Origin of the sequence: Haloferax marisrubri (assembly GCF_001469875.2) — an archaeon.
Lineage (GTDB): Archaea > Halobacteriota > Halobacteria > Halobacteriales > Haloferacaceae > Haloferax > Haloferax marisrubri.
Genome location: NZ_LOPW02000017.1, coordinates 195,962 through 221,184 on the forward strand (window position 1 = coordinate 195,962; position 25,223 = coordinate 221,184).

A 25,223-nucleotide genomic window follows, 5' to 3' on the forward strand; every position below is an offset into this window, starting at 1 on the left:
CGGAGGTCGTACGAGCCGAGGTCGCGCTGGGCGAACATCCGGTACTGGGTCGGGACGGCACAGAGGCGGGTAACGCCCTCCTCTTCCATGATGTCGAGGAACGCGTCCGGTTCGAAGTCACCGCGGTAGACGAACTGGGTCGCGCCGGTCGTCAGGCCGACGCCGACGGGGCTCCAGAACCACTTGGCCCAGCCGGTGCCGGTCGTCGCCCAGAGCAGTTCGTCCGAGAGGTCGTCGTCGGCCGTGACGCCCCACCAGTAGGGAGCGTTGACGAGTTCGAAACACCGCATCCAGCGGTGGCGGTGGCGGACCGGCTTGGGCTGGCCGGTCGTCCCCGACGTGTAGTTGATGGACATCGGGTCTTCGGCCCGGAGGTCGGGGCCGTCGTGCGCGGTGGACTCGTCGGCGACGAGGTCCGAAAACGAGGTCCAGCCGTCGGCGTCGCCGCCGAGGACGACGAAGTTCGAAAGCGGCGTCTCGTCGCGCACCTCGTCGACCATGCCGACGAGCGACTCGTGGACGACGGCGGTCGTCGCCTCACAGTCGTTCGCGCGGAACGCGATGTCCTTGGGCTTGAGCATCGACGAACTGGGGACGAGCAGCGCGCCGCGTTTGAGCGCGCCGAGTTGGACGGCGAACACGTCGCGGTCGCGGGGAAGCAGGTGGATGAGCCGGTCGCCTTTCCCGACGCCCATGGATTCGAGCGCGTTGGCGAAGCGGTTCATGTCGTCGCGGAGGTCGCCGTAGGTCCGCTCCGCGCGGCCGCCGTCGGCGTCGCGGAACTTCAGGGCGACGCGGTCGCCGAAGGCGTCGGCGTGCGATTCGATGACCGCGGGGATGTTGTAGTCCTCGGGGATGTCCCACTCGAACGATTCCGACTCGGCCTCGTACTCGACTGCCATGGCTCGACAGACAGAACAGACCATAATAATTGTTCGTCCGGTTTGTGCGAGAGCGCCGCGCCGTCAGGCCATCGGCGAGCCCTCTTGTGGCCCTTCGTCGGGCGCGCTCACGCTCTCGTCGCCGTCGTCGCCGGACTCCCCGCGGAGCGCCAGCGCGAACGCGCCGAGCCCGACGAGGAGGACGACGAACTCGAGGACGCCCCCGAGGGGGACGAAGTCGAGCACGGCGAGGACGAACAGGCCGGCGAACAGCGCGGCCCAGCGGTTGTCGTAGTCCGCGAGCGACAGGAGCCACGTCCCGAGGACGAGCGCGCCGTAGATGCCCGCGACCCAGAGGGCGAGCAGGAAGCCGACCCCGCCGGCCAGCGAGAGCGGGATGCCCACGATGGTCAACAGCAGGAGCAGCAGGACGATGGGTATCGCGACGATGGCGAGGAGACCGACACCGCCGCTGCGAACGGCTTTCTTCGTCCCGAGGCCCGTCACGCGGCGGGCGAAGTCGGGAGCGACGAGGACGATAATCGCGCCGAGGACGAAGTTGGCGAGCAGCCAGTAGCCCGAGACCACCCAGCCGGGGATGACCGGGCCTTCGAACTGGCCGAACTGGAACGGCGTCCCGGCGACGACGGGGGTGGCGACCACGAGGTCGTCCACCTGCCGCACGCCGCCGTCGACGACGGCCGCGGAGTCGACGGTCGCGGTCGCCGCGTCGTATTCGAGCGAGCCGCCGACCCGAGCGGTCGGGCCGACAGCGAGTTCGTCGGCCCCGACGCGGACGGTTCCGGCGACCGCGCCGTCGAGTCGGACGGTGCCGCCGGCGGCGTCTAACGACCCGCCGATGTCGGCGGTGTCGCGGACGAACACCGCGCCGCCAGCGAGGCTCACGTCGCCGCCGACGGTGCCTTCGAGGGTCGCGGAGCCCGCGACCGCGTCGAGGTTCCCGTCGACGGTTCCGGTCTCAGTCAGGAGGACGGTCCCGGCCGTCGCCGACACGTCGCCGGTTACCGTCCCGGCGATGACGACCGTGCCGCCGACCGCGTCGAGGTCGCCGTCGAAGATCTCACCCTCGTCGACGACGACGGCACCGCCGGCCGCCGGCCCTTGTTGTGCGGCCGCGACGCCCGCGAGCGACCCCACCACGAGGAGACTCAGGAGGACCGCGACCAGTTGTTTGGTTGTGAACATCGGAATCACCGAGGCTACGCCTCGGATTAATGATACGACTCCAGAGGGCATAAACCGAGAGAGACGGTTTCAAACGCCGAGAAACGGCCGTTTGGGCCGACTGTCTCGGCTCGCTGACCGGCCGGGCGATTCCGCGGACCTCCCCAGACGGTCGGCTGGTCACCCGCCGCGGCTACCGCTTGGTCCATCTTTTTGCCGACTCGCGGGGATGTTCGCACATGGAGTACACGACGCTCGGAGACACCGGCATGGAGGTCTCCCGCATCTGTCTCGGCTGTATGAGCTTCGGCACGCCGGAGTGGCGCGAGTGGGTCTTAGAGGAGGAGGCGGGCCTCGAACTGGTCGACCGCGCCATCGAACTCGGTATCAACTTCTTCGACACCGCGAACATGTACTCGAACGGCGAGTCCGAGCGCGTCCTCGGGAAGGCGCTGGAGGGCCGCCGCGACGAGGCCGTCGTCGCCTCGAAGGTGTACTTCCAGATGGACGAGGACGACCCGAACTCCGGCGGTCTCTCGCGGAAGGCCATCGAGCAGGAACTCGACAACTCGCTTTCCCGCCTCGGGATGGACAGCCTCGACCTGCTGCAGATTCACCGCTACGATTACGACACGCCCATCGAGACGACGATGCGCGCGCTCGACGACGCGGTCCGCCGCGGCAAGACGCGCTACGTCGGCGCGTCGTCGATGTGGGCCCACCAGTTCGCCGAGGCGCAGTACACCGCCGACTCGCTCGGACTGGACCGCTTCGCCACGATGCAGAACCACTACAACCTGCTCTACCGCGAGGAGGAGCGCGAGATGCTCCCCCTCTGCGAGAAGCAGGGCGTCGGCGTCATGCCGTGGTCGCCGCTCGCCCGCGGCTACCTCACCCGCCCCCACGAGGAGTTCGAGGCGACGACCCGCGGCCGGACCGACGAACACGCCAAGGGCCACCCGTACTTCGAGGGCGGCGGCCGCGAGGTGAACGAGCGCGTCGAGGAACTCGCCGACGAGAAGGGCGTCAAGATGGCGCAACTCGCGCTCTCGTGGGTGCTCCACAAGGACTGGGTTGACGCGCCCATCGTCGGCACCAGCAGTATCGAACACCTCGAAGACGCGGTCGAGGCCCTCGACATCAAGCTCTCGGACTCCGACATCGACTACCTCGAAGAACCCTACCAGCCGGTCCGCGTCTCCGGACACGACTAAGGCTAAGGGAAACAGCCTTGAGCGCCCGCCGAGAGAGTCGGCCGTGCACGGGACACTCGCTCGAATCGCCCGCGACGAGCCGGAGACGGCGATTCTCGGCGTCGAGTCGTTTCTCGCGGCCGCCGTCCTCCTCGGCGTCGCGCTGACGCTCGTCTCGCCGCTCGCGTCGTCGCTCCCGCTCGCCGATGTCGGCTTCGGGCTCGCGGCCGCCGCGACGCTTTTGCTCACGGCCGTCTCGCTTCTGGCCGCGTCGCGGCGAATCGCCCTCCTCCTCACCGGCCGCGGCGGCCTGCGAATCGAGACGTTCTGGCGACTCCTCGAACTGCTGCTCGCGTTCCTCGTCGCCGGTATCGTCGCGTTCGCGGTCCAACTCGGCGAGTTCGCGGCGACCGTCCCCGACCCGCGGGGCGGCGGCGTCTTCGTCGGCCTGTTCTTGGCGTTCGTCCTCGCGGGCGTCGGCCTCGCGGTCGTCGTCTGTCTCCGCGGGATGTGGCTCGTCGTGAACGCCGAACTTCAGTCGGCGCTCGACGGCGTCTGAGTCGCGTTAATGCCGTCGAGTCGCTTCACCGCCCGGAGCGCGACGACGGCAATGGCGACCTCGGCGAAGCCGACGACGAGGAACGACGGGAGGTAGCCGACCGCGTCGGCGACGACGCCCCCGATGAGGAAGCCGGCGAGGAAGCCGAGGCTCCCGAAGACGTTGAAGCCGCCGAGGGCCGCCCCGCGTTCGCCCGACTCGGCGAGGTCGGTGACGAGCGCCATCGTCGCGGGCGCGACGAGCGCGCCGAAGACGCCGACGACGACCATCAGGGCGGCCGCGAGTTCGAAGGCCGGGGCGACGCCGACGGCGACGATTGCGACGCCGTAGAGCATCGACCCCGCGACGACGGGGACGAACCGGCCGACGCGGTCGGACAGCGAGCCGAGGGGGTACTGCAGGAGGGCGAAGGGGACGAAAAAGAGCGCGAGCACCCCGCCGGCGACAGCGGCGTTCACGCCGAACGCCTCGCGGAAGTAGTACACCCCGACGAGGGCGAAGAAGCCGGCGGTCATGCGGTCGATGAAGCCGAAGGCGTACGGGACCGCGAACGCCGGGCGGGCGGCCAGTTTCTTGAGGACGACGCCGACGCCGACGCGGGTCGAATCGGGCGTCCTGTCGGTGACGGTCGTGACGAGGAGGGCGACGGCGGTGAGTGACGCGGCCGACGCGTACAGCGGCGCGAGCGGGTCGATGGTGGTGAGTTGGCCGCCGACGACCGAGCCGAGCGCCGCGCCGAGGCCGATGGCGATGCCCGCCGCGCCCATGTTCCGACCGTTGCCCCCCGAGAGGTCCGCGAGCATCGTAATCGACAGCGAGAACGCGCCGATAGTCATCGCGCCGCCGACGAAGCGGACGGCGAGGACCGCGCCGAAGGTCGCGTCGAGCCACGGGAGCGTGGCGAGCGCGAGGAGCGCGACGTAGCTGGCCGCGCCCCCGAGCGCGCCCGCGACGATGAGCCACGTCCGTCGGCCGAGCGTGTCCGAGAGCGCGCCCCAGACGCTGGAGAAGGCGACGAACGAGGCGAACTCGGCGACGAGGAACAGCATCCCCGCCGAGAGGTCGTACTCTCCCTGCCCACCGCCGAGGGCGGTCACGAGGTCGGAGACGCCGGGGTAGAGGAGGACCTGCGAGACGAGGACGCCCCAGACGGCGAGGGCGAGCGTCGCGCGTTCGCGGCGCGTCGAGTCCATACGGGGTCGGTCGCCCCGGACGAAAATAGCCCTGTCCTTGTTCGATTCGGTTGCCGTTACCCGAGACGAACGGGGTCGAATTCGAGGAAGGCCGTCTCGTAGCCCTCGTGGCGGGCGACCTGCGGCGGCACGTCAACCGTGAGGTCCGCGGTCGCGTCGTCGCCGGCGAGCCCCGGAACCGACGCGCCGTAGTGGAAGCCGAGGTCGGCGTCGAGGCCGGGTTCGAGTCGGCCGTCGAAGCGGGTCGCCCCGCCGGACGCGACGGTCGCGGTGAGTCCCAGTCGCGGGACGAGAAGGCGGTTGTAGGGCGTCTGCGGGGAGACGGCGAGGTACGGGTCGTCACCGAAGCGGTCGGCGTCGAGGACGGTGCCGACGAGTCGGAGGCTCCCCGTCGTCGCCTCCCCGAGCGCCGTCCCCGGAAGCGTCTCGGGCGCGCGGCCGAGCGGGATTGCGTCCATCGCCATCGGCTTGACCGCGCCGGGGTCGCCCTGCTGGTCGTCGAGCATCGTGTACGGGATGTCGTCGCGGTCGCGGCTACTGTACTCGAAGTCGAGCGTCGCGGTCGCGGGGGAGTCGAACCGGCCGGCGAGGTCGCCGAACAGGTGCAGGGAGGGCGCGCCCACGTCCACCGTCACCTCGTAGGTCCCGTCGCCGTCGAGGCCGAAGTTCGAGCCGTAGTGAAAGCCCATCCGCTGGGAGAGCATCGCGTAGACGACCTCCTCGCTCACGAGGTCGCCGTCGCGGGCGATTTCGAGCGAGAGGCCGGTGTCGGGGACGACGACGCCCGTCTCGGCGTCCCAGACGGCGGCCATGAGATGCACGTCGTCGCCGGCCTCGACAGACAGTTTCGACGTGCCGAAGCCGTCGCCCTCGTCGGACATGACCCAGAACCGGTGGGGATAGCTGTAGAAGACGCCCACCCGGAGGTCGCCGGCGTCCGCGCTCCCGACCATGCGCATCCCCTCGGTGTGGGTCGGGACGTACACCTCGTCGGGGCGGTTCGAGACGACCGGCGGCTCGTTCGAGGTGTAGAGCCGACCGAGTTCGGCGAGACAGCCGGAGAGACCCGCGGCCGCGACGGTCCCGCTCGCCGCGAGGAAGCGACGCCGACTCGTCATGCCTCCCGGAGCGCGGTGAGGTCGTCGATGAGCGTCTGTTCGTCCGGTTGGTTGCCGCGGTAGGTCCGCTCGACGTAGCCGTCGCCGTTGACGAGCGAGACGAGGCCGAGGTGAGTGAACATGTAGTTGCCCTCGTCGTTCGGCTCGTTCTTCTGGAAGAAGACGCCGAACTGGTCTTCGACGACCGACTTCGCCTCGGCCTCGTCGGCGGGGCGGAGGAAGTGCCAGTTCCCCGCGTCCATGTCGACGTTCATCTGGTCGGCCTCCGCGCGGAAGGCGTCGGCGTCGTCGCGGGCGGGGTCGAACGTGATGGGGTAGAACGACACCTCGTCGGCGTAGCCCTCGCTGACCGAGTGAATCTGGACCTCGCGGAGCGCGCTGATGAGGACCGGACAGACGGTCATGCAGTTGGTGAAAAAGTACGTGTGGAAGTGCGGCCCGTCGATGTCGCGGACCGACACCTCGCTTCCCGCGATGGGGTCCGAGAGCGTCACGTCGGGGACCTGCTGGCCCCACGCCGGGTAGGGGAGGTCCTCGCTGGACACGTCGTTCTCGCGGTCGGGCCGCGACAGCGACACGTTCGGATTGGCGTCGCCGCCGCCGAGACAGCCAGCGAGACCGACGGCCGTGCCCGCCCCGGCGGCGCGGAGATACGTGCGTCGTTTCATTACCCTCGCTAGCGGCCCGGTACTCAAATGCCGTTTGGTGTGCGTTTCGAACGCCAGCGCGCGTGTTCTCGTCCCGCACGACCGACGCGAAATCTTCGACGCACACACCAGAACGGACTTCCCCGCGAGGTCCCTAGCCGGGCGTATGTTCGACGGGTCTCCGTCCCGCCGGGAGTTCCTGAAGGCCGCGGTCGCCGCCGGCGGCGCGGCGGCGCTCTCCGCCTGCCTCGACAGGGCACCGGACGACCCCGTCCCGGCGGGGACCGACGCGTTCGAGACGCTCCCGAGTCGGCAGCACGCGTGGAACGAGTTCTGCCGGGAAGACGACCACGGCAACGTCGAGATTCCCCGCCATCAAGTGCTCCTCTATCTCGACCTCGACGGTGAGGAGCCGCCCGACGAGGCCGACCGCGAGACCGTCGAGAACGCCTTCCGCGTCCTCGACCGCGCCTACGAGCGGAGCCACGAGGGCGTCATCTGGTCGGTCGCCTACTCCCCCCGGTACTTCGACCGCTTCGACGACCCGCTTCCCGACAGCGTGGACCTGCCCGAACCGCGGGTGCTGTCGCCCTTCGAGACGCCCGAGTTCGACCGACAGGACGCGCTCGTCCACCTCGCGTCCGACCGCGCCGACGCGGTTCTCGAAGCCGAGCAGGCGCTTCTCGGTGAGGCGGACGAGGCCAACGGCGTCGCCGTCGAAGCCGACCTCTCGGGCGTCTTCTCAGTAGATTCCCGGCGGACGGGGTTCGTTGGGGCCGGACTCCCGGCGGAACACCAGTCCGACCTGAACGGCATCCCCGACGGGAACCCCGTCCCCGAGGCGTCGCCGCTGTTCATGGGGTTCAAAGCCGGCTTCGCGAAGAATCAGGCCACGGAGGAGTACGTCACCATCGACGAGGGGCCGTTCGCGGGCGCGACCACGAAGCACGTGGCGAACGTCCGCCAGCGCCTCTCGGACTGGTACGACGAGGAAGACCGCTACCATCGGGTCATGAAACTGTTTTCGCCCGCTCACGCCGAGCAGGACCTCGTCGACGGCGTCGGCGACAACCTCGGCGACGACAGCGGTATCGACGCGATGCTCGACCGCCTCCGCGACGACGCCTTCGAGTTCGGGCACGTCGGCCACGCCCAGAAGGCCGCCCGCGCCAACCGCGACGAGGAGGGAAACGTCAGACTCCTCCGCAGGCACTTCGAGTCGGCCGACGACGGCGTGGCGAGCCTGCACTTCCCGTCGCTCCAGCGCGGCATCTCGGCGTTCGAGGAGGTCCGCGAGGCGATGAACGGAACCGACCTGACCGACGTGCCGACCGTCCGCCAGCGCGTCAACAACGGGATTTTAGAGTACATCTTCGTCAAGCGCCGCGGCAACTTCCTCGTGCCGCCGCGAGAGATTCGGTCGTTGCCGACGCCGACCGGCGAGGCTCCGGGATTGGACGGCTGAGTCGGCCGCTGCTCGCGCCTTCCTGCACCCTCAGACGTGCCCCAAGAACGACAGCGCCAGCCAAATCTGCCAGAGGCCGGCCAGCACCATCACGACCGCGGCGGCTTTCTGGACCGAGCCAACGTAGCCCGACAGCGACCGGATTCGGTCGCCGCCGAGCGCGGCCGCGACGGTCACGAGAGCGAGCGGGAGTGCCGCGGCCGCGGCGTAGGCCCCGAGCGAGACGACCGCCTGCGCGGTCGGGAGCGCGAGCGACTGGGTGACCACGCCGAGGAAAATCGGGACGACACAGCCGGCGGCGGCGAGGCCGTACACCCCGCCGAAGACGGCGAAACCGGTCACGGACGACCGGTACTCCGGGAGGACGACGTGGAGGCTCGGCGCGCGCCCGGTGAACATGAGGACGCCGAAGCCGACGAGCGCCGCGCCGACGAGCGGTTCGAGGAGCGCGAGGTGCGAGGCGATGCGGCCGCCGACGACCGCGAGCGCGCTCCCGATAGCGCCGAGGACGACCAGCGCGGCGAGCGACGCGACTGACCCGCGGACGACCGCGCCGCCGAGATCGGCCTCCTCGCGGGAGAGGTAGTAGCCGACGTAGCCCGGGAGAAGCGGGTAGGCGCAGGGCGCGAAGAAGGTGGCGACGCCCGCGCTGACGGCGAACGCGAGCGTGCCGGCGAACGCGGGGTCGAGTCCCAGCACGGGACCGAGACCGAACCCGGGCATCAGGCGACGTCCTCGACGGCGGCGCGGAGGTTCTCCTCGCTGGCGAGGCCGCGGTGGGTCCACGTTATCGACCCGTCGGCGTCGAAGACGACGAGGTACGGGAGGCCGTTCGCGCGGACCGCGCGCATCAGGTTACTGTCGGGGTCGTGGCCGACCGTCCAGTTCCCGTCGTGTTCGGCCCACCACGCGCGGATGTCGTCCATCGTGAGGCCGCCGCCGAGGCGCTCGTTCGTCACCGAGACGAACGCCACGTCGTCGCCGAACTCCTCGTGGAGCATCCGAAGCGACTCCATCTGGGCGACGCAGGGCGCACACCACGTCGCGAAGAGGTCGAGGACGGTCGGCGTCCCCGCCGCGGGGATTTGCGCCTCGCCGGCCGCCGACCCCTGCGCGTCGATAGTGTCGACGACGAGCGGGAGGTCGCCGGATTCGGGCGACGCGGCCGCTGAGGCGGTCCCGGCGCTGTCGTCCGCGGTCGTCTCAGTCGCCTCCGCGGGGGCCGCACCGTCGCCGAGACAACCAGCGAGACCGGCGGCGCCCGCGCCCGCGAGAAGAGAGAGGAGGGCGCGTCGTCTCACCGGTCGTCACCTCGCCGGAGTCGGGAGCGCGGTCGCGTCGTGTCCATACTCGTGGCTAGTGAATCTCGCCCTAAAGCATCGCTGGTGTCGTGCACGAATCCCGCGCGAGAGGTGTGGGCGTCGAATCCGATTACCGGGCGTCCTCGACGGCGCTCTGGAGGTCGGACCACCGCGGGGCGACCTGTTCGCCGTCGACGAGAACCGTCGGCGTCCCTTGGAAGCCGCGCTCGTCGACGGCCTCGGTCCGCTCGGCCTCGATGAGCGGGCGGTAGCGCTCGCGCGAGGCGGCCGCGGCGACCGAACAGCCGTCGAGGTCGGCGTCGTTCGCGAGCGACTGGAGCGTCGACAGCGAGCCCTCGGCGTCGCCGCCGCCGAACTCCGATTGGTTCTCGTAGAGCGTGTGAGCGAAGTCGAAGAAGGTCTCGTCGTCGGCCTCGTCCTGGACGGCGCGGGCCGCCGAGGCCCCCTTCCACGACCACCAGTCGTCGACCGGAATCGGGAAGTCGTGGTGGCGGTAGCGGACGATGCCCTCCGAGACGTACTCGGACCGGAGTTGCGGAGCGACGTCGACCGCGAACGTCGCGCAGTGGGGACAGGCGAAGTCCTCCCAGACGTCGACGACGACGCTCGCGTCCTCGGACCCGATGACGGGCGTGGGGAGAGAGCTGACCGTGTCGCGCTCCGGGACCTCGCAACCGATGGCGGCGACAGCGCCGTCGCCGGAACCGCCGCTTCCACCGCCGAGGCACCCGGCGGTGCCCAGCGTCAGCGCACCCGCCGTTGCGGCGAGATACGCGCGTCGTGTGTTGCGCATGGTCGGGGTCGGGGACGGACGAACTTAGATTCTCCGAGGCGAATCGCCGGGTTTCGGACGCGCTTGCCGCTTTTCGTGGTTCGATTCGGGAACTGTGGCGGCCGGCGGCGCGGCGACCGCGGGTGGTTCCGTTTCCGTCGTCCTGCGAACGACACCGCTTAAGCCCCGTGTAGCGTCACCCAACACGTGCCAACCGTCCATTTCCGCGGCCGGGAAATCGAGTGCGACCGCGGCGACGTGCTCCGCGACGTGCTCCGAGCGGCCGGCGAACCCCCGCACAACGGTCACTCGTCGTGGTTCAACTGCCGCGGCGGCGGCTCGTGCGGTACCTGCGCCGTCCGGGTCCGCGGCCCCGTGACCTACCGGACGAAAAAGGAGCGCCGCCGGCTCCGGTTCCCGCCGCACGACCCCGACTCGGGACTCCGACTGGCGTGCCAGACGGTCGTCCTCGGCGACCTCTGGGTGGAGAAGTACCCCGGGTTCTGGGGCCAACACGTTGAGGGCGACGAGGACCGAGCGGGCGAACCCCCAGAAGCAGAGAGACCGACCGACTGAGCCGGCGGTCCGCTCAGTCGCCGGCGACGTGGTCGTACCACGACAACAGGTCGTCGCGGTCGCGGGTGTCCGCCGGAAGCTCCGAGACGCGGAACCATCGCGCGGCCGAGATTTCCTCGTCGGGGTCGTTCACGCTGAGTTCCGCGGCCCCGTCGGCGCGGGCGCGGTAGACGGGCATCACGCCCCACGTCTGGTGGCCGTCGCAGCGGATATCGATTCGGGTGGCCATCGCGAGGCCGCCGTAGTCGGCGGTGATGCCGGCCTCCTCGGCGAGTTCGCGCCGGGCGGCCTCGGTGAACCCCTCATCTCCGTCGTCGACGCCGCCGCCGGGGAGGACCCAGAGGTCGACCCCCTCGTGGCGGACGAGCAGTATCTCGTCGTCGCGGCGGCGGACGACGGTGTGGACGCCGTAGGGCGTCCCCGTGGACTTCACTCGGGAGGCGAGCGTCCGAAACCGCGGGCGGGAGACGCGGCGGGTGTGGACCGGTTCGAGGTAGTCGGCGTCGGCGTGGCTCCGGCGCAGGCGATGGTAGGCCTGCTCGGCGCGCTGTCGCGCCTCGTCGGCGAGGAACCACAGGTCGTCGACCGTCATCGGCGCGCGTCCGGCGGTCGATGTGCGAGCGGGCGACTCGGCATAGCTCACGGTTCGGCGCGACTCCACAAATCGGCTTCGACACGCGTCGTCGCGAGGCGGAGGCGACGACTTCGCGGCCAATCATCGCTCTTTTATCCGGTGACGCGGAACCTGTGCGTATGAGCTTCGAGAAAGACGACAAGGTCGTTCTGCACGACAAGCACAGCGAGTACGACGGCGAGACCGGCACGGTCACGCAGGTCATCGAGAGCATGTTCGGCGAGCCGACCTACACCATCAGTTTCGACGAGGGCCAGGAAGTCGGCATCGCGCAGGACCAGCTCGAAGCCGCCGACGGCGACGACGAAGACGAAGCCGACGAAGAGTAATCGACTGACGACCGACCGACGCCTCCCTGACCCACTATGCCACGCGTTCCCTTCCACTACATCGACCTCCGGACGTTCTGCTACGAGACGGAAGACGAAAAACGGGTCGAGGAGGCGCTTCGGACGTTCCTCCCCGACGAGTTCGACGTCGATCGCGTCGAGAGCACCGGCCACCACGGCGACCGCATCATCGTCTTCTCCGCGCGCGTCGAGCGCGCCAACGACGTGCGGCACGTCCTCGCCAAGATTCGCGACCTCCCCGACTTCGAGACGCTCCTCGACGAACTCGACCAGCGCGTCACGGACAACACGGAGTTCTTCCTGCGACTGGACAAACAGGCCGCGTTCAAGGGCGAGGCCCGTCGCGGCGGGGGGCTCACCCTCCGCGCGAAAGTCGAGGCCTACCCGGCGAAGAAAGAAGCCGCGGTGGAGAACGCCCGCGACGCCCTCCTGGGCGACGAGTAGGGCCGCCCGCGAGCCGGTCGAATCGCTTCCGATTGCGCTATTTTACTGGTCTTTCCACTTGATGGAACAGCCCTGCGAGGGGTACTCCTCGACGGGGATGTCGTCGCCGGCGAGGAGCGCCTCGACGGCCGTCCGCATCTCGTAGTCGGACACCTCGTCGTCGGGGCTCATCGCGTCGTCGATGCGGGAGTGGAACGCGAGTTCGAAGCCGTCGCCGGTGTTCTCGAAGAGGAACGGGTCGGGCGTGCAGACCGCGCCGTACTCGGCGGCGACGTCCTGCGACTCGTCGCGGAGGTAGGCGGTGTACCCAATCGTGCCGTCCTCGACGAGTTCCTGCATTCGTTCGAAGGAGTCCTCGGGGCGGTCCTCGGCGTCGTTGGGGTTGATGCCGACGACCGCGAGGTCGTCGTAGGCGCTGGCGAGGTGGTTCAGTTCCTCGAACTTGGCCTTCGCGTACGGGCAGTGGTTGCAGGTGAAGACGACGAGGAGGGCGTCGGAGTCGTCGAACGACGAGAGGGTGTACGTCTCGCCGTCGGTGCCGGGGAGTTCGAAGTCGGGGGCGGCGTCGCCGCGTTCGAGTTCGGAGTCGGATTCCAGGAGTACCATGTCGCCACGTTGGCCCGCGAGCATGAAAAGCGGTTGGCCCGCGGCAGTGCCACGTTGGTGTCGGCGGCTCCGAGACGACCGCTCAGTCGATGGAGACGAGGGCGATTGCGAGGACCGCGAGGCCGATGCCGGCGACCTTGCGCACCGTCAGCGGTTCGCCGAGCGCGACGATGCCGACGATAGACGAGACCGCGAGGAACATCCCGAAGATGGGCGCGACGACGGAGACAGGACCGAGCGCGAGCGCCCGGTAGTACGCGAGGATGCCGACCGCGAGGCAGGCACCGGCGGCGAGAACGTAGGGGAGTTTCGGGCTGATGACCGAGTCCGTGACGGTCTGGCCGGAGACGACGATGACGCCGGCCGTCGCCACGACGAGGACGCCGTTAGCGACCAGCGCGGCCACGTCGCTCGGGATTTTGCCCTGCCCGGTCGTCGCCACTTTCATCAGCGGCGCGACGAGCGAGTAGGCCCCGAGCGCGACGACCGCCCACGAGATGTAGTTCACGGATAGAACGCGGCCCCGAGTCGTGTATAGGGTTACGATTCGGCCGCACGCCGACGCGAGCGAGCCGCGATAACACGGTGACGGCAGGATGTGACTTGATTTAGAATCAAGTACAATATCCTCGTTTAGATAGACAAGTGGTATTAGATATCTCCAACGACCAAATTTTTATCAAGTATTATCGCGTATTGGTGGGTATGTCCCAGGAAGTACAACCCTCGGTCATCGCGCACACGTGGGACGACCCGACTCGGTGTCCGTTCTGCCTCGACGAACTGGAGAGCGAAGGAGAGGGGTTCATGGAACACCTCGAAGAGAGCCCCATCTGTCAACAGGGGTTCGGCATGTGGCGCGATGCGGTCGCCGACGACGTTCGCGGCGAGTGGTCCGGATAGGCGGCCAAAAACGGTTGTTTTTCGCGACTCGGTCGGTTCACTCGGGAGCGACGCCGAGTTGCGACAGCATGGTCATGATGTCGGTGCTGTTCCACTCTTCGACGCACAGGCCGCCCTCGTAGCGGGCCTGTACGATACCCCAGGTGTCCATCTTGCGGTGGGTCGCCGGGATGTCGCCGCGAGCGCTTCGGAGCGTCCCGTCGTGGGTGCCGGTCAGGTGATACCGGGCGTACACGCTGTCGTCTCGCGCTGCCACGTCGAACAGTTCCACGTGGAAGTCCGAGAAGGCGTCGTGGTACCGCCGCGCCCACTCTTCGACCGCGTCGGTTCCGATGATGCCCTCGGGGTCCGAAAAGGCGTGTACCTCGACCAGCGGGTCGTACTCCTCTCTGATGACCTCGTACTCGCGCTTGTTCCACAGTTCGTCCGCGACGCGCATGAACGAGTCTCGGTGCTGCTGTTCTTTCTCAGATGTTGCTGCCATTTCCACCACCGTTCGGAGAGACGACGGATAGCGGCTTAGTTATGGATTCTTGGTATCACGAACGTCGCCGGAGAAGGGAATCGAAAGAGAAGTGGTAGCATCTCCCGGTCGCTCCACGACCGCGCCGCCGTCAGTCGCTCGGGGCCGCCTGCGGCCGCCGGGCCGACCCGTCGACCCGCCGGAGGAGCCACCGGGTCAGCCCGAACGAGAGCAGGCCGAGGACGGCGACGACGCCGAAGGTGACGCGCACGCCGGCGAGGTCGATGAGCGCCCCGAACGCCGGGGGCGCGACGGCCCCGCCGAGGGAGATGCCGATGGTGACGACGGCGAAGTTCTTCCCGAGGTCGGCGCGCTCGGAGAGGCGGTCCGCGAGCGTCGAGCGCGCGGGCCGGGAGACGCTGATGGTCCCGCTGAAGGGGAGAATCAACACGACGAGCGCGAGCGGGAGCGACCCGCTGGCTAAGAGCGCCGCCAGTCCGGCGAGCGCGGCGTAGCCGACGAGGGCGACGGTTCCGGGACCGACGCGGTCGGTGAGCGCGCCGCCGACGAGAATCGTCCCCGCGCCGACGACGAGCATCCCCGAGACGAGGAGGTTCGCCGTGCCCGACGCGAGACCGTAGCCGGCGGTGAGCAGTTGCGGCGAGTACGTCCGGATGCACCACGCGGCCGCCGAGGTGAGAAACGAGAGGAGCGCGAGCCCCATCAGCCCCGCCGACGAGAGGAGTTCCGACGCGCCCCGCCGAATCCCCGCGAGCGTGGGGCGAGCAGTCGGGCGGTCCTCCGCGGCCGGCTTCCGGATTCGCTCGGGGAACCCGCGGGCGACCGGGAGCGCGACGAGCGTGAACGCCGCGCCGAAGACGGCGATGCCCGCGACGGTCCAGCGCCAGCCGAAGCCGAGCGCGCCGACGCCGGCGGCGATGGCGTACGAGACGGCGAAGCCGAGCGAGCCACCGAGGGCGTGCAGCGAGTACGCCCGCCCGCGGTTCGTCTCCGAGGAAGCGGTCGCCAACAGGGGGTAGTGCGCGGGGTGGTGGCCCGCGATGCCGACGCCGAGGAGCGTCTGCGAGGCGAGAAGCCACAGGTACGAGGGCGCGAGCGCGGTGGCGACGATGCCAGCCGCGCCGGCGACGAGCGAGATGGCGAGGACGAGCGTCCGACTCCGCGCGTCGGAGAGGTAGCCGAAGGGGAGTTGCAGGAGCGTCACGACGCCGCCTTGGACGCCAATGGCGAGGCCGACGGCGGCGATACTCACGCCGAAGTCGTCGGCGACGAGGCCGATGACGGGCGCGAGCGCGACGAGGTAGGCGTGGTTGACGACGTGCGAACCCGCGACGAGGCCGACCACGCGGCGCTCCTGTGTCTCCGTCACACCGACTACTGAGCGGTGATTCGTGAAAAGCCCGCGGTCCGCGGCGATGTTGGTTCGGAACGCGAGTTAGCCGCGACCGGGGCGCTCGCCCCTGAGCCGCGCGCCGAGCCAGAGGTCGGCGAACGTGTCGAAGAAGTCCTCGCCGGTGTCGACGAGTTCGCGCTCGATGCCGAGCGCCTGACACCGCTCGTCGACCGCCGCGAGGTGGCTCTGGAGCCGGTCGGTGTACTGTCGCGCCGCCGACCCGCCGAAGTAGGTCCGGCGCGTCGCCTCGGACTCGGGGTCCTCGAAGATGGCGTCGCCCGTCGCCTCGGGACCGAGTTCCTCCGGGGTGAGCACCTGCGCGACGAGCACGTCGTTCCGCGCGAGCGCGGCGAGGCCGGCGGCCACGTCGTCGGGGTCGAAAAGCAGGTCGCTCACGACGACCACGAGCGACCGCGAGTGGATGCTCTCGGCGTAGGTCGAGAGCGCAGCCGTGATGTCGCCGTCGCCGCCGGGCGTCGTCTCGTTGAGCCGCTCGACGAGTCGGAGCACCTCGCCGCGACTCGACGCGTCGGTGTCGATGCGGTCGGGCAGGTCCCCGAGGAGCGTAAACCGGAAGTCGTTGTTCTCCTCGGCCGTGAGGTGGCAGAAACCGAGGCCGAGCTTCGCGCCGTACTCGAACTTGTTCGCGTCGCCCTCGCCGAAGTCCATCGAGGCCGAGGCGTCGAGGAGGACGTGGACCGTCAGGTTCCGCTCGGCCTCGAACCGCTTGATGAACAGCTCCTCGGTCCGGGCGTACACCTTCCAGTCGATGAGCCGCGGGTCGTCGCCGGCGGCGTACCGGCGGTGGTCGCTGAAGGTGAGCCCCTCGCCCACGTCCGGCGACTCCTGGTCGCCCTGCTGTCGGGCGGTCGAGACGCGCTTCAGCGAGGTGTCGAACCGGTCGAGTTCGTCGAGGAAGCCGGGGTCTATCATCGGTCCGTCACTCGTTCAACAGCCGCGCAATCACGTCGTCGGGGTCGAGCCCCTCGCGCTCCGCCCGGAAGTCGAGGATGATGCGGTGTCTGATAACCGGCGGGGCCATCTCGACCACGTCCTCCCACGAGACGTGGGTGCGCCCGTGGACGAACGCCCGCGCCTTCGCGGCGAGGACGAGCGCCATGCTCGCGCGGGGACTCGCGCCGAACTCGACCTGCTCGTCTTCGCGGGTCCTGCGGACCAGTTCGATGGTCCGGTCGCGGATGTCGTCGGAGATGGGGACCTGCCGCACGAGTTGCTGTGCGGCGAGTAGGTGCGTCCGCGGCAGGACGCGCTCGACTTCGGGCGACGCCGCGCCCTCGGCGTACTGCTTGACGATGGTCCGCTCCTCGTCGAACTCGGGGTAGTCGACGAGAATCTTCATCAGGAAGCGGTCGGTCTGCGCCTCCGGGAGCGGGTAGGTGCCGCCCTGGTCGATGGGGTTCTGCGTCGCGAGGACGAAGAAGGGGTCCGGAAGCTCGTAGGTCTCGCCCGCGGCGGTCACCTGCTTTTCCTGCATGGCTTCGAGGAGCGCGGCCTGCGTCTTCGGCGTCGCCCGGTTTATCTCGTCGGCGAGGACGACGTTGGCGAAGATGGGGCCGCGCTCGAACACGAAGTCCCGGCCCTCCGGCGTCTCGCGGATGATTTCGGTGCCCGTGATGTCCGAGGGCATCAGGTCGGGCGTGTTCTGCACCCGCGAGAACTGCAGGTCCGTCGCGTCCGAGAGGGCGCGCACGAGCGTCGTCTTCCCCAGTCCGGGGTTCGATTCGAGCAGCGCGTTGCCGTCGCAGAGGACGCAGACGAGCAGTCGCTCGACCACGTCGTGTTGGCCGATAATGCGCTTTCCGACCTCGTCTCTGACCGCCGCGACGCTCGCTTGGAGGTCCTCGATGCTGAGGTCGAGGTCGTCGTCTGTCTCGACCGCGATATCGCCTTCGGGCGCGGTCTGCTGTCCGTCGTCGCCGAGCCAGTCTCGTTTGTCACTCATCGTCGTTCTCTCGTATCTTCAGGGTGTAGTCGCGAATCAGGTCGGCCTCTTCGAGCGTGTCGTCGGCGAGGTAGCCGGCGCGCTGGCTCTCGACGGCGCTGTCGCCGCCGTAGCCGGTCGAGTCGTAGGCCGCGGCCGACGACTCCGGTCCGTCACCGCTCCCGCCGGTGCCGGCGACGGTGGCGTTCAACTGCTCCGAACCGGCGGCCACGTCCTCGGGGTCGCCGAGGATGGAACTCCCGTTCTGGAGCCCCGTCTCCTCGTCGGGTTGGTCGAGGCTGTCGCCCGCCGGGCCGCCGTCGCCGGCGAGCCCCTCGAACTGGATGTCCGAGACGGCGACTTGGATGCTCCCCGCCGAGAGGAGCAGGGCGACGACCAGCGCGCCGACGATGCGGCGGGTCGGCAGGAGTTCCACCGACGACGACTCCCGCAGGCGGGACAGCACGTCGTCGTAGAGCGCGACCGACATGCGCGAGTCGCGGTTCGGGTTCCCCTCGTCGGCGACGAGGTCGCGGGCGGTCCGAAGCGCCTCGGCGACCGAGGGGTTCACCGCCTCGAACTGCTCGACCGGCGGCACCCGCATCAGGATGAGGTACTCCGCGACGCCGACGAGGACGCCCACCGCGAGGGCGATTGGGACGGCGACGTGGACCGAGACGGCCGGGTCGACCCTCGGGAGGAAGCCGAGCGACACCGCCGACTGGATGGGTAACTCGACGACCCGGAACGCGATGTTCGCCAACAGCGTCGCGACCGCGGCATCGACGACGCTGGAGACGACGGCCGCCTTCACGGCTTCCCGGCGGACTTCGGTGACGGCGTCGGCCATCTCCTCGCGACGGGTGGCCCCCGCGTCCGAGTCGGCGGCCGAGGCGGTCGCGTCAGTTGCGCCGGTCGCGTCGGATGCGTCAGGTGCGTCGTCGTCGGTGCCCGGTTCGGGCGGGGGCGATTCAGACACCGCTGCACACCGCCGGTTCGTTGCCGTCTTCGAACTCGGAACAGGCCCGCCGGAGGTCGGCTTCGAGGTCGTCGACCTGGTCTTCGAGGTCGGCGATGTCGGACTGGAGCGTCTCTATCTCGGTCTCCAGTTCGGCGTTCGTCTCCTCGAGTTCCTCGTTTTCCGCTTCGAGGCCGTCTATCTGGTTTTCGAGTCGGTTGCGCTGTTCTTCGAGGGTGTCGAGCGTCGCCGTGAGTTCGTTGATTCGGCTCCGGGCGTCTCGGAGGCTGCTTTCCGTCTCTTGGAGCTCGCTCCGCGCCGACGACAGCTCGTTTTGGGTCGATTCGAGCTGTGACTCCGTGTCTTCGAGGTTGTTCGAGACCTGCGAGACGTCGCCGCGGGTGCGTTCGAGGCTGCTGTTCAACTCCTGTAGCTCCGCCTGCGTCGCCGACAGATTTTGTCTGGTTTCTGAAAGGTCCTGTTCGAGCGCCTCGTTTCGCTCGCGCAACTGCTCGTTTTGCTGGTCGAGCGAGTCGACCGAGTACTGGTAGAACATCGTCGCGCCGACGGTTCCGGCGGTGAGGAGGACGACGACGAGGACGAGACCGAGGTTCAGGGACCGACCCAGGGCACTCATATCAAACCACCTTCACTTTGCGTTCGACCCCGATACACTTGAAGACGCCGGACGAGCACCTCAGCGAGGTAGAGGAGGAACGCGGCGGCGACGAACGCGGCCGCCCAGTCGTCGCGGACGGGTTGGACGCCGGCGGCGCTGTCGCGGGCGGAGGCGGCGATTTCGGCCGCGTCCTCGGGGTCGTACATCGTCCCGCCGCTGTCGGAGACGGCGGCTTCGAGCGCGGCCGAGCGGCCGAACCCGGCGTACTCGACGGGGTAGTTCACCGCGAAGGCGGTGTCGAGCACGTCCCGATAGCCCGTCTCAGTAGGGACGACCGTCGCCTCGTAGACGCCGGGGCTGACCGCCGAGAAGGACAGTCCTTCGACGCCCCGCGGCCGCTCGCCGCCGCGGTAGACGACGGTCGTCGGCTGGTCGAGACGGGTGTCCGACACCTCGGCGACGCCGGACGCCTTCCGCTCGGGGTCGCCGATGACGTAGTTCGTGGACTTCGTGAGCAGGAGCGAGTCGGGGCTCTGGAGCAGGCCGTCGAGCGTGCCGTCGCCCGCGTACGTCGTGATGGTGGCGACGCGGCCGAGGCCGTAGCGCCACGACGCCACCGCGGGGGTGCCGTCGTCGGCCGCGACGAGGAAGTTCGCGCCGCTCCTGACAGACACGTCGTTGACGCTGCCGGGGTTCGCGGTCAGTTCGACGCCGGCGGTGACGAAGTCGTTCTGGTCGACGACCGTGAGGCCGTCGCCGGCGTACTGGCGGTTCGACCCGCCGAAGAGGATGCGGAGCCGGTCGGTCTCGTCGGCCCTGAGGTAGTTCCCGCCGGACGCCCGCGCGATGGTCCTGAGAGTCTGCTCGTTCGGGCTCGGGCCGGTCCCGATGGTGATGACGCGGACGCCGTCGCGGCCGAGTTGGTCCGCGACCGTCGCGGCGTCCTGGAACCGGTCGTGACCGTCGCTGATGAGGATAATCGTCCCGCGCCTGTCGCCGAGTTGCTGGGCCGCGCCTTCGAGGCCGACGGCGATGTCGGTCGCGCCGCCGGACTGGAGGCGGCGGATGAGGTCGGCGGTCGACTCGCGGTTCGGCCCGAGCGGGCGGAGCGGCGAGACCTCGTAGGCGCGGTAGTTGAAGCCGACGATGCCGACCTGATTCTCGTCGCCGAGTTGGTCGAGCGCGTCGAGCGCGACCGACTTCTGGACGCGCATGCCGCTTTCCGCGCTCCCGGACACGTCGATGGCGAAGACGAGGTTCGTCTGCTGGGACGTGCCCTCGCCGGTCGTGACCGGGAGCATCGACGCGAGGCTCGACCCGTCGTAGCCGCCGTTTTCGAACGAGTTGCGCCCGCCGACGGTCAGCAGGCCGCCGCCGTCGATGACGAACCGCTGGAGCGCATCGGTGTTGCCCACGTCCTCGGCGCGGATGTCCTGTAGGACGACGGCGTGGTACGACGAGAGGTCCGCGGGGACGGCCTCGGCGGTCTCCACGTCGTACAGCTGCGAGAGGTAGTCGCGGAACGGGTAGTCGCCGCGGGAGACGTACAGCACCCGCGGCGGCTCGACCACGCGGACCGTCTTGCGGAACACGTCGTTCGTCTGGAAGCGGTCGTCGCTCTCGATGCGGGCGGTGACGCGGTGGGTGCCGGTGGTCTCGAACGTCTGGGAGAACTCGACGGCCCCGCTGGTGTTGACCGTCTCGCGGGCGACCGCCTCGCCGTCGACCTCCACGACGAGTTCGACGGTCGCGCGTTCGACGTCGTCGGGGACGACCCCGTCGACTTGCGCGAGGAAGGCGTTTTCGACGCCGACGCTGGTCTTCGACGGGCCGCTGACGGTGACGTAGTGTTCGGTGTCGGTCGGTTCGGGCGCGACCGCGCTCACGGTCGCGTTGAGGTCGCGGGCGAGCGTCGTCGCGGAGGCGAGACTCCGCCCCGAGGTGACCCGCCCGTCGGAGACGAGGACGACCGTCCCGTCCGGCCTGAGGTTAGCCGCGACGGCGTCTCCGATAGGCGACTCCTCGCCGCGGGCGACGGTCGAAGTCGTGACGGGGACGCCCTCGGCTTCGATGTCCGCCGCGAGTTGCGACGCCACGTCCTCGGTGACGGCCGCGCTGTCGGAGTCGTCGACGAGGAGCGTCACCTGCGGGTCGCCGTCGGTCATCCGCGTCGTGACGGTGTACGGCCCCGCGGCCGCGACGACCAAGAGGACGACGACGAGGAACCGGGACGCGAACAGGAGCCTGCGGGAGCGCCTGCCAGCCGTCCCGTCGGCCCCGCGGAAGATGAGCGCCCACGCGAGGAGCGCGGCCACGGGGAGCGCGACGAGGAACAGCGGGCGCTGGATGCCGAGCGTCCGCCCGGCGGCCTCGACCGTCCACGCGAGGGGCGTCGTCGCGGCGGCGGGAGTCGTGGCGGCGACGGCGTCGAGCGCTGTCAGCGCGGCGGACGCCGAGCCGAGCGCCGCCATCAGAGGTCACCCCGCCGGCGCAGGTAGGCCAATTCGAGCATCGTCGCCGCGAGCGCGACTAACGCGGCCCACTCGGTGAGCGGGTCCGGCACGTCGCGCTCTTCGACCCGAGTCGGGTAGTCCGAGGGGGCCGACTCGCCGTCCAGCGGCGCGGCGACCACGTCTGACTCGGCCTCGCTGAGGAGCGACGCCGCGAACCGCTCGTCGCCGACGCGGTAGAAGCCGGCGTCGGCGAGGCGGACCTCGGGGCCGGTCGCCTCGCCGCCGGGCGTCTCGACGGTCTGGTTCGCGCCCGCCGCGAGCGACCCGCCGGTCGCCCGGTTCAGCTCGGAGAGCGTCGAGCGCCCGGCGAGGTAGAACACCGAGCGCTTCCAGAACACGGGGTACTGGTAGTTGTACTTGAACGCCGAGCTGTCCTCCATGAAGCCGTAGTAGAGGACGCGGCCGGCCCCGCGGCGCTCGACGGCGACGAGCGAGGTGCCGCCGGTCGTGGTCACGAGCGACTGGCCCGCGCGGAGGTCGCCCGCGACGTACTCGGTCGGCGGCGGGAAGGTGATGTCGCGGGTTATCTCGTGGCTCTCGACGGTCCCGATGGTCGGGTTCGTCTCGATGCTCGCCTGCGAGACGAGCTGGAGGTCGCCGTAGCTCGGCGACTCCTCTTGGGCCTGAATCGCCACGCCGCCGCCGTCGGCGACGACCTCGCGGCCGGCCTCGACGTTGCCCGAGAGCAGGCGACCGGGGTTGACGTTGCTGTAGATAATCACGTCGTAGTTCGTCGAGACGGCCGTCGGCGGGTTGTCCACGGTCAGCGACACCTCGGGAATGACCGACAGCGCGGCCGTCAGGTAGCGGTTCTCGTCGTTCGTGAGGACGAGCACGTCCACCGAGGCGTCCTCGGGGGCCGCGACGTACAGCGCGTCGTCGGTCGGGAAGGCGTCGCCCGGCGAGAGTTCGGCGCGCCCGCCGCCCGCGGGAACGGGGAGCGTCGCGGTCGCCACGTCGCCGGGGTCCATGCGAACCTCTCGGGTGGCTCCGGCGAGCGAGAGCGTCCGCGTCGCCGCCGAGTCGCCGTAGTTCTTCACCGTCACGGTGACGTTCGCGCCGGAGAAGCGCCGGTCGACGATGCCGACGTTGCCTTGTCCGCCGCCCGCGAACTGCTGGAGTTCGACCACGAGGCCGCGGGCGCGGGCCTCGCGGACCGCGTCGCTCCACGGCGAGTCGTCCGCGAAGTCGCTCAGAACGACGACGCGGGCGTCCTCGCCGGCGATGGAGGCGGCGGCGGTAATCGCGGAGCGCAGGTCGCCGGGGGCCGCGCTCGCTCGCAGGCCGTCGAGGGCGGCGCGGGCGTCGGTCGCGCTCCCCCGGCGGAGCACCACGTTCGCGTTCGCGCCCGCCGCGACGACCGACGTCGTGCCGGAGACCTCGTCTCGTGCCGCCGCGAGGGCGCTGTCGAATCGGGTCCCCCCGCCGTCGCGGACGCCCATGCTCGCGCTCGTGTCCACGACGAGGACGGTCTCTTGGACCGTCTCCGACTCGGGAACCAGCACGTACGGCGTCGCCAGCGAGCCGACGAGCGCGACGAGCGCGAGCAGTTGGATGAGGAGCAGCAGGCTCCGGAGCAGGCGGTCGAAGATGGGGTTCGAGGCGTTTCGTCCCGCCGAGTCCGCGAGGAACCGGAAGGTCGGGAGGGTGCGGCGGACCGGCTCCGGCCGCAGCAGATAGAGGATGACGAGGGGGACCGCCCCGAGGAGGGCGACCAGCCCGAGGGGAAACAAGAAGAACTCGTCGAGGACCATGCCCGACCCGTGGCGCGCCTTCGGTATGGCTGTTTCCCTATTAATTGACACGTTCCGAAATATCGACCTATCGGAATACGTGAACGTTCGAGGCGCTCGCGGGGGCGATTCGGCAAATGGATTACTGTGGGACATTAGTCTGTCAGATAAAAGTACGTCATTGCATAACAATGCTCTTGAATTATAACACGACACAATTTTATGCTCTAAAGTTATTTGTCGAGCTACGATGGGAACTGATAGGTACACACCGCGGTCGTACGACGACATCGCCCCGGACCAGCGCCCGACGCTGAAACAGGCGCTCGTTCCGGTGCTCGGACTCGTCGCCTTCCTCGGAGTCGGGTCGGCGTGGCTGGGACTCGACCCACACATCCCCCTCATCTGGAGTATCGCGCTGGTCGGCCTCCTCGGCCGGTTCGTCTGGGGCTACACCTGGGAGGACCTCTACGAGGGCATCGAACGCAGTCTCGCGATGGGACTACAGGCGATTCTCATCCTGTTTACCATCTACGGCGTCGTCTCGACGTGGGTCGCCGCGGGGACGATTCCGGCGCTGATGTACTACGGCCTCGACCTGCTGTCGCCGCAGGTGTTCCTGCCGGCGACCGCCCTCCTCGTCGGTATCGCCACCTTCGCCATCGGTTCGTCGTGGACCGCGGTCGGCACCCTCGGCGTCGCCTTCATCGGCATCGGCTCGGGCCTCGGCGTCCCCGAACCGATGACCGCCGGCGCGATTCTCACCGGCGCGTACGCGGGTGACAAGCAGTCGCCGCTGTCGGACACGACGAACCTCGCGGCCGCCGTCACGAACACCGACCTCTACGACCACATCCGCGCGATGCAGAGCGGGACGGCCGTCGCGTTCGGCCTCTCGCTCGTCGGCTTCGTCGTCCTCAGCCTCGGTATCACCGGGACGATTCCCGCCGGCCAAATCACCGAGATTCAGACCGCGCTCGCCTCCTCGTACGACATCACGCTCCTCGCGTTCCTGCCGCTCGCGGTCACCTTCGGCCTCGCCGCGGCGGGCTACCCCGCGCTGACCGTCCTCCTCGCCGGCGCGTTCGCCGGCGCGTTCACGAGCATCCTCGTGCAGGGAGCGTCGTTCGTCACGGCGTGGCAGACGTTCATGAGCGGCACCGGCCCGGAGACCGGGTCCGAACTCGTCAACAGCCTGCTCGCGTCTGGCGGCGTCTCCGGTTCCGCGTGGACCATCGCCGTCGTCGTCGCGGCGCTGACGCTCGGCGGCCTGCTCGAACAGACGGGTGTGCTCGCCGTCCTCGCTCACCGACTCCAGCGCGGCATGCGGAGCCCGCGCCTACTCGTCGCTTCCACCGGCATCTCGGCGATGCTGACCAACGCGCTCACCGCCCAGCAGTACATGAGTATCGTCGTCCCCGGCATGACGCTCCGCGACACCTACGACGAGTTCGGCCTCGACAGTTCGGACCTCTCGCAGGCCATCGAGTCCGCCGGGACGCCGACCGGCGCGCTCCTCCCGTGGCACGCCGGCGGCGCGTACATGGCCGGCGTCCTCGGCGTCTCGACCCTCCAGTACGCTCCGTACTACATGTTCGGCTACCTCTCGCCGCTCGTGCTGTTCGCCTTCGTCCTCGCTGGCGTCGGCTTCTCGGGGAACAGCACGGCACAGCCCGGTCCCGCCGCTCCGGCGTCGGACGACGACTGACGCGACGCGAACCCGCGCCGCGAAC

The 25,223-nt window shown here is 69.4% G+C and carries 27 protein-coding genes; 8 read left to right on the forward strand and 19 right to left on the reverse strand.

The annotated features are described in order from the left end of the window. Together AUR65_RS20265 and AUR65_RS13190 are read right to left on the reverse strand one after the other, a co-directional pair. On the reverse strand, positions 1-902 hold a 902-nt coding region (locus AUR65_RS20265; RefSeq protein WP_233194372.1), incomplete at its 3' end, for an AMP-binding protein. Between the two features lie 63 nt (positions 903-965). After that, positions 966-2,087, reverse strand: coding sequence for a bactofilin family protein (locus tag AUR65_RS13190; RefSeq protein WP_058567305.1), 1,122 nt, complete (start codon positions 2,085-2,087; stop codon positions 966-968). A 218-nt stretch (positions 2,088-2,305) separates the two neighbouring features. Between AUR65_RS13190 and AUR65_RS13195 the strand changes: the two genes are divergently transcribed. Beyond that, positions 2,306-3,280 carry an aldo/keto reductase gene (locus AUR65_RS13195; RefSeq protein WP_058567306.1) on the forward strand — a complete coding sequence of 325 codons (975 nt, stop codon included), beginning with the start codon at positions 2,306-2,308 and terminating at the stop codon, positions 3,278-3,280. Positions 3,281-3,323: 43 nt separating this feature from the next. After that, a complete protein-coding gene (locus AUR65_RS13200; protein WP_058567307.1) occupies positions 3,324-3,818 on the forward strand; it encodes a hypothetical protein in 495 nt (164 codons plus the stop codon). Here the strand turns inward: AUR65_RS13200 and AUR65_RS13205 are convergent. From AUR65_RS13205 to AUR65_RS13215, 3 genes are read right to left on the reverse strand one after another with little or no spacing between them, the layout of a single operon-like run. Beyond that, a complete protein-coding gene (locus AUR65_RS13205; protein ID WP_058567308.1) occupies positions 3,794-5,011 on the reverse strand; it encodes an MFS transporter in 1,218 nt (405 codons plus the stop codon). The genes AUR65_RS13200 and AUR65_RS13205 overlap by 25 nt on opposite strands. Before the next feature lie 56 nt (positions 5,012-5,067). After that, on the reverse strand, positions 5,068-6,129 hold the full coding sequence (locus AUR65_RS13210) for an iron transporter (protein WP_058567309.1): 1,062 nt from the start codon (positions 6,127-6,129) through the stop codon (positions 5,068-5,070). Beyond that, positions 6,126-6,797 (reverse strand): SCO family protein, encoded by a 672-nt coding sequence (locus AUR65_RS13215; RefSeq protein WP_058567310.1) that lies wholly within the window; start codon positions 6,795-6,797, stop codon positions 6,126-6,128. Before AUR65_RS13215 ends, AUR65_RS13210 begins: the two co-directional genes overlap by 4 nt. Positions 6,798-6,942: 145 nt before the next feature. On the opposite strand from AUR65_RS13215, the gene AUR65_RS13220 reads away from it, so the two are divergent. Continuing rightward, positions 6,943-8,241, forward strand: a complete 1,299-nt coding sequence (locus tag AUR65_RS13220) for a DUF7405 family protein (RefSeq protein ID WP_058567311.1) — start codon at positions 6,943-6,945, stop codon at positions 8,239-8,241. Between the two features lie 30 nt (positions 8,242-8,271). Here the strand turns inward: AUR65_RS13220 and AUR65_RS13225 are convergent, their stop codons facing one another. The 3 genes from AUR65_RS13225 to AUR65_RS13235 form a co-directional block, all read right to left on the reverse strand. Then, a complete protein-coding gene (locus AUR65_RS13225) occupies positions 8,272-8,964 on the reverse strand; it encodes a cytochrome c biogenesis CcdA family protein (protein WP_058567312.1) in 693 nt (230 codons plus the stop codon). Beyond that, positions 8,964-9,542: a TlpA family protein disulfide reductase gene (locus AUR65_RS13230; RefSeq protein ID WP_058567313.1), complete on the reverse strand. Its 579-nt coding sequence runs from the start codon at positions 9,540-9,542 to the stop codon at positions 8,964-8,966. The genes AUR65_RS13225 and AUR65_RS13230 overlap by 1 nt, the downstream gene beginning before the upstream one ends. Before the next feature lie 130 nt (positions 9,543-9,672). Then, positions 9,673-10,356, reverse strand: a complete 684-nt coding sequence (locus AUR65_RS13235; RefSeq protein WP_058567314.1) for a DsbA family protein — start codon at positions 10,354-10,356, stop codon at positions 9,673-9,675. 186 nt (positions 10,357-10,542) lie between these two features. Between AUR65_RS13235 and AUR65_RS13240 the strand changes: the two genes are divergently transcribed. Next, on the forward strand, positions 10,543-10,911 hold the full coding sequence (locus AUR65_RS13240) for a 2Fe-2S iron-sulfur cluster-binding protein (protein ID WP_058567315.1): 369 nt from the start codon (positions 10,543-10,545) through the stop codon (positions 10,909-10,911). Between the two features lie 13 nt (positions 10,912-10,924). Here the strand turns inward: AUR65_RS13240 and AUR65_RS13245 are convergent, their stop codons facing one another. Then, on the reverse strand, positions 10,925-11,503 hold the full coding sequence (locus tag AUR65_RS13245; protein WP_058567316.1) for an NUDIX hydrolase: 579 nt from the start codon (positions 11,501-11,503) through the stop codon (positions 10,925-10,927). A gap of 161 nt (positions 11,504-11,664) precedes the next feature. On the opposite strand from AUR65_RS13245, the gene AUR65_RS13250 reads away from it, so the two are divergent. Then, a complete protein-coding gene (locus AUR65_RS13250; protein WP_058567317.1) occupies positions 11,665-11,874 on the forward strand; it encodes a hypothetical protein in 210 nt (69 codons plus the stop codon). Between the two features lie 36 nt (positions 11,875-11,910). Further along, positions 11,911-12,339, forward strand: a complete 429-nt coding sequence (locus tag AUR65_RS13255) for an RNA-binding protein (protein WP_058567318.1) — start codon at positions 11,911-11,913, stop codon at positions 12,337-12,339. 42 nt (positions 12,340-12,381) lie between these two features. Here AUR65_RS13255 and AUR65_RS13260 read toward each other — a convergent pair whose 3' ends face one another. Together AUR65_RS13260 and AUR65_RS13265 are read right to left on the reverse strand one after the other, a co-directional pair. After that, entirely contained in the window at positions 12,382-12,945 is a 564-nt protein-coding gene (locus tag AUR65_RS13260) for a thioredoxin family protein (RefSeq protein WP_058567319.1), read from the reverse strand. Between the two features lie 82 nt (positions 12,946-13,027). After that, on the reverse strand, positions 13,028-13,453 hold the full coding sequence (locus AUR65_RS13265; RefSeq protein ID WP_058567320.1) for an EamA family transporter: 426 nt from the start codon (positions 13,451-13,453) through the stop codon (positions 13,028-13,030). A gap of 197 nt (positions 13,454-13,650) precedes the next feature. Here AUR65_RS13265 and AUR65_RS13270 point away from each other — a divergent pair, with 197 nt between their 5' ends. Beyond that, on the forward strand, positions 13,651-13,848 hold the full coding sequence (locus AUR65_RS13270; protein ID WP_058567321.1) for a DUF7501 family protein: 198 nt from the start codon (positions 13,651-13,653) through the stop codon (positions 13,846-13,848). Positions 13,849-13,885: 37 nt separating this feature from the next. On the opposite strand, the gene AUR65_RS13275 is transcribed toward AUR65_RS13270, so the two are convergent. From AUR65_RS13275 to AUR65_RS13310, 8 genes are all read right to left on the reverse strand, one after another. Then, positions 13,886-14,332 carry an ester cyclase gene (locus tag AUR65_RS13275; RefSeq protein WP_058567322.1) on the reverse strand — a complete coding sequence of 149 codons (447 nt, stop codon included), beginning with the start codon at positions 14,330-14,332 and terminating at the stop codon, positions 13,886-13,888. A gap of 130 nt (positions 14,333-14,462) precedes the next feature. Beyond that, entirely contained in the window at positions 14,463-15,701 is a 1,239-nt protein-coding gene (locus AUR65_RS13280) for an MFS transporter (RefSeq protein ID WP_058567323.1), read from the reverse strand. A gap of 66 nt (positions 15,702-15,767) precedes the next feature. After that, positions 15,768-16,658 carry a DUF58 domain-containing protein gene (locus tag AUR65_RS13285; protein ID WP_058567324.1) on the reverse strand — a complete coding sequence of 297 codons (891 nt, stop codon included), beginning with the start codon at positions 16,656-16,658 and terminating at the stop codon, positions 15,768-15,770. A 7-nt stretch (positions 16,659-16,665) separates the two neighbouring features. Continuing rightward, the gene (locus AUR65_RS13290; RefSeq protein ID WP_058567325.1) at positions 16,666-17,688 is read right to left on the reverse strand and encodes an AAA family ATPase; all 1,023 of its coding nucleotides are present in this window, start codon (positions 17,686-17,688) and stop codon (positions 16,666-16,668) included. Beyond that, on the reverse strand, positions 17,681-18,517 hold the full coding sequence (locus AUR65_RS13295; protein ID WP_058567357.1) for a DUF7502 family protein: 837 nt from the start codon (positions 18,515-18,517) through the stop codon (positions 17,681-17,683). Before AUR65_RS13295 ends, AUR65_RS13290 begins: the two co-directional genes overlap by 8 nt. Before the next feature lie 121 nt (positions 18,518-18,638). After that, positions 18,639-19,262, reverse strand: coding sequence for an AAA family ATPase (locus AUR65_RS13300; RefSeq protein WP_058567326.1), 624 nt, complete (start codon positions 19,260-19,262; stop codon positions 18,639-18,641). After that, entirely contained in the window at positions 19,259-21,715 is a 2,457-nt protein-coding gene (locus AUR65_RS13305; protein ID WP_084816453.1) for a VWA domain-containing protein, read from the reverse strand. Before AUR65_RS13305 ends, AUR65_RS13300 begins: the two co-directional genes overlap by 4 nt. Further along, positions 21,715-23,511: a vWA domain-containing protein gene (locus tag AUR65_RS13310; protein ID WP_058567327.1), complete on the reverse strand. Its 1,797-nt coding sequence runs from the start codon at positions 23,509-23,511 to the stop codon at positions 21,715-21,717. The genes AUR65_RS13305 and AUR65_RS13310 overlap by 1 nt, the downstream gene beginning before the upstream one ends. Positions 23,512-23,740: 229 nt before the next feature. Here AUR65_RS13310 and arcD point away from each other — a divergent pair, with 229 nt between their 5' ends. After that, positions 23,741-25,198, forward strand: a complete 1,458-nt coding sequence (arcD, locus tag AUR65_RS13315; protein ID WP_058567328.1) for an arginine/ornithine antiporter ArcD — start codon at positions 23,741-23,743, stop codon at positions 25,196-25,198. The last annotated feature ends 25 nt before the right edge of the window (positions 25,199-25,223 follow it).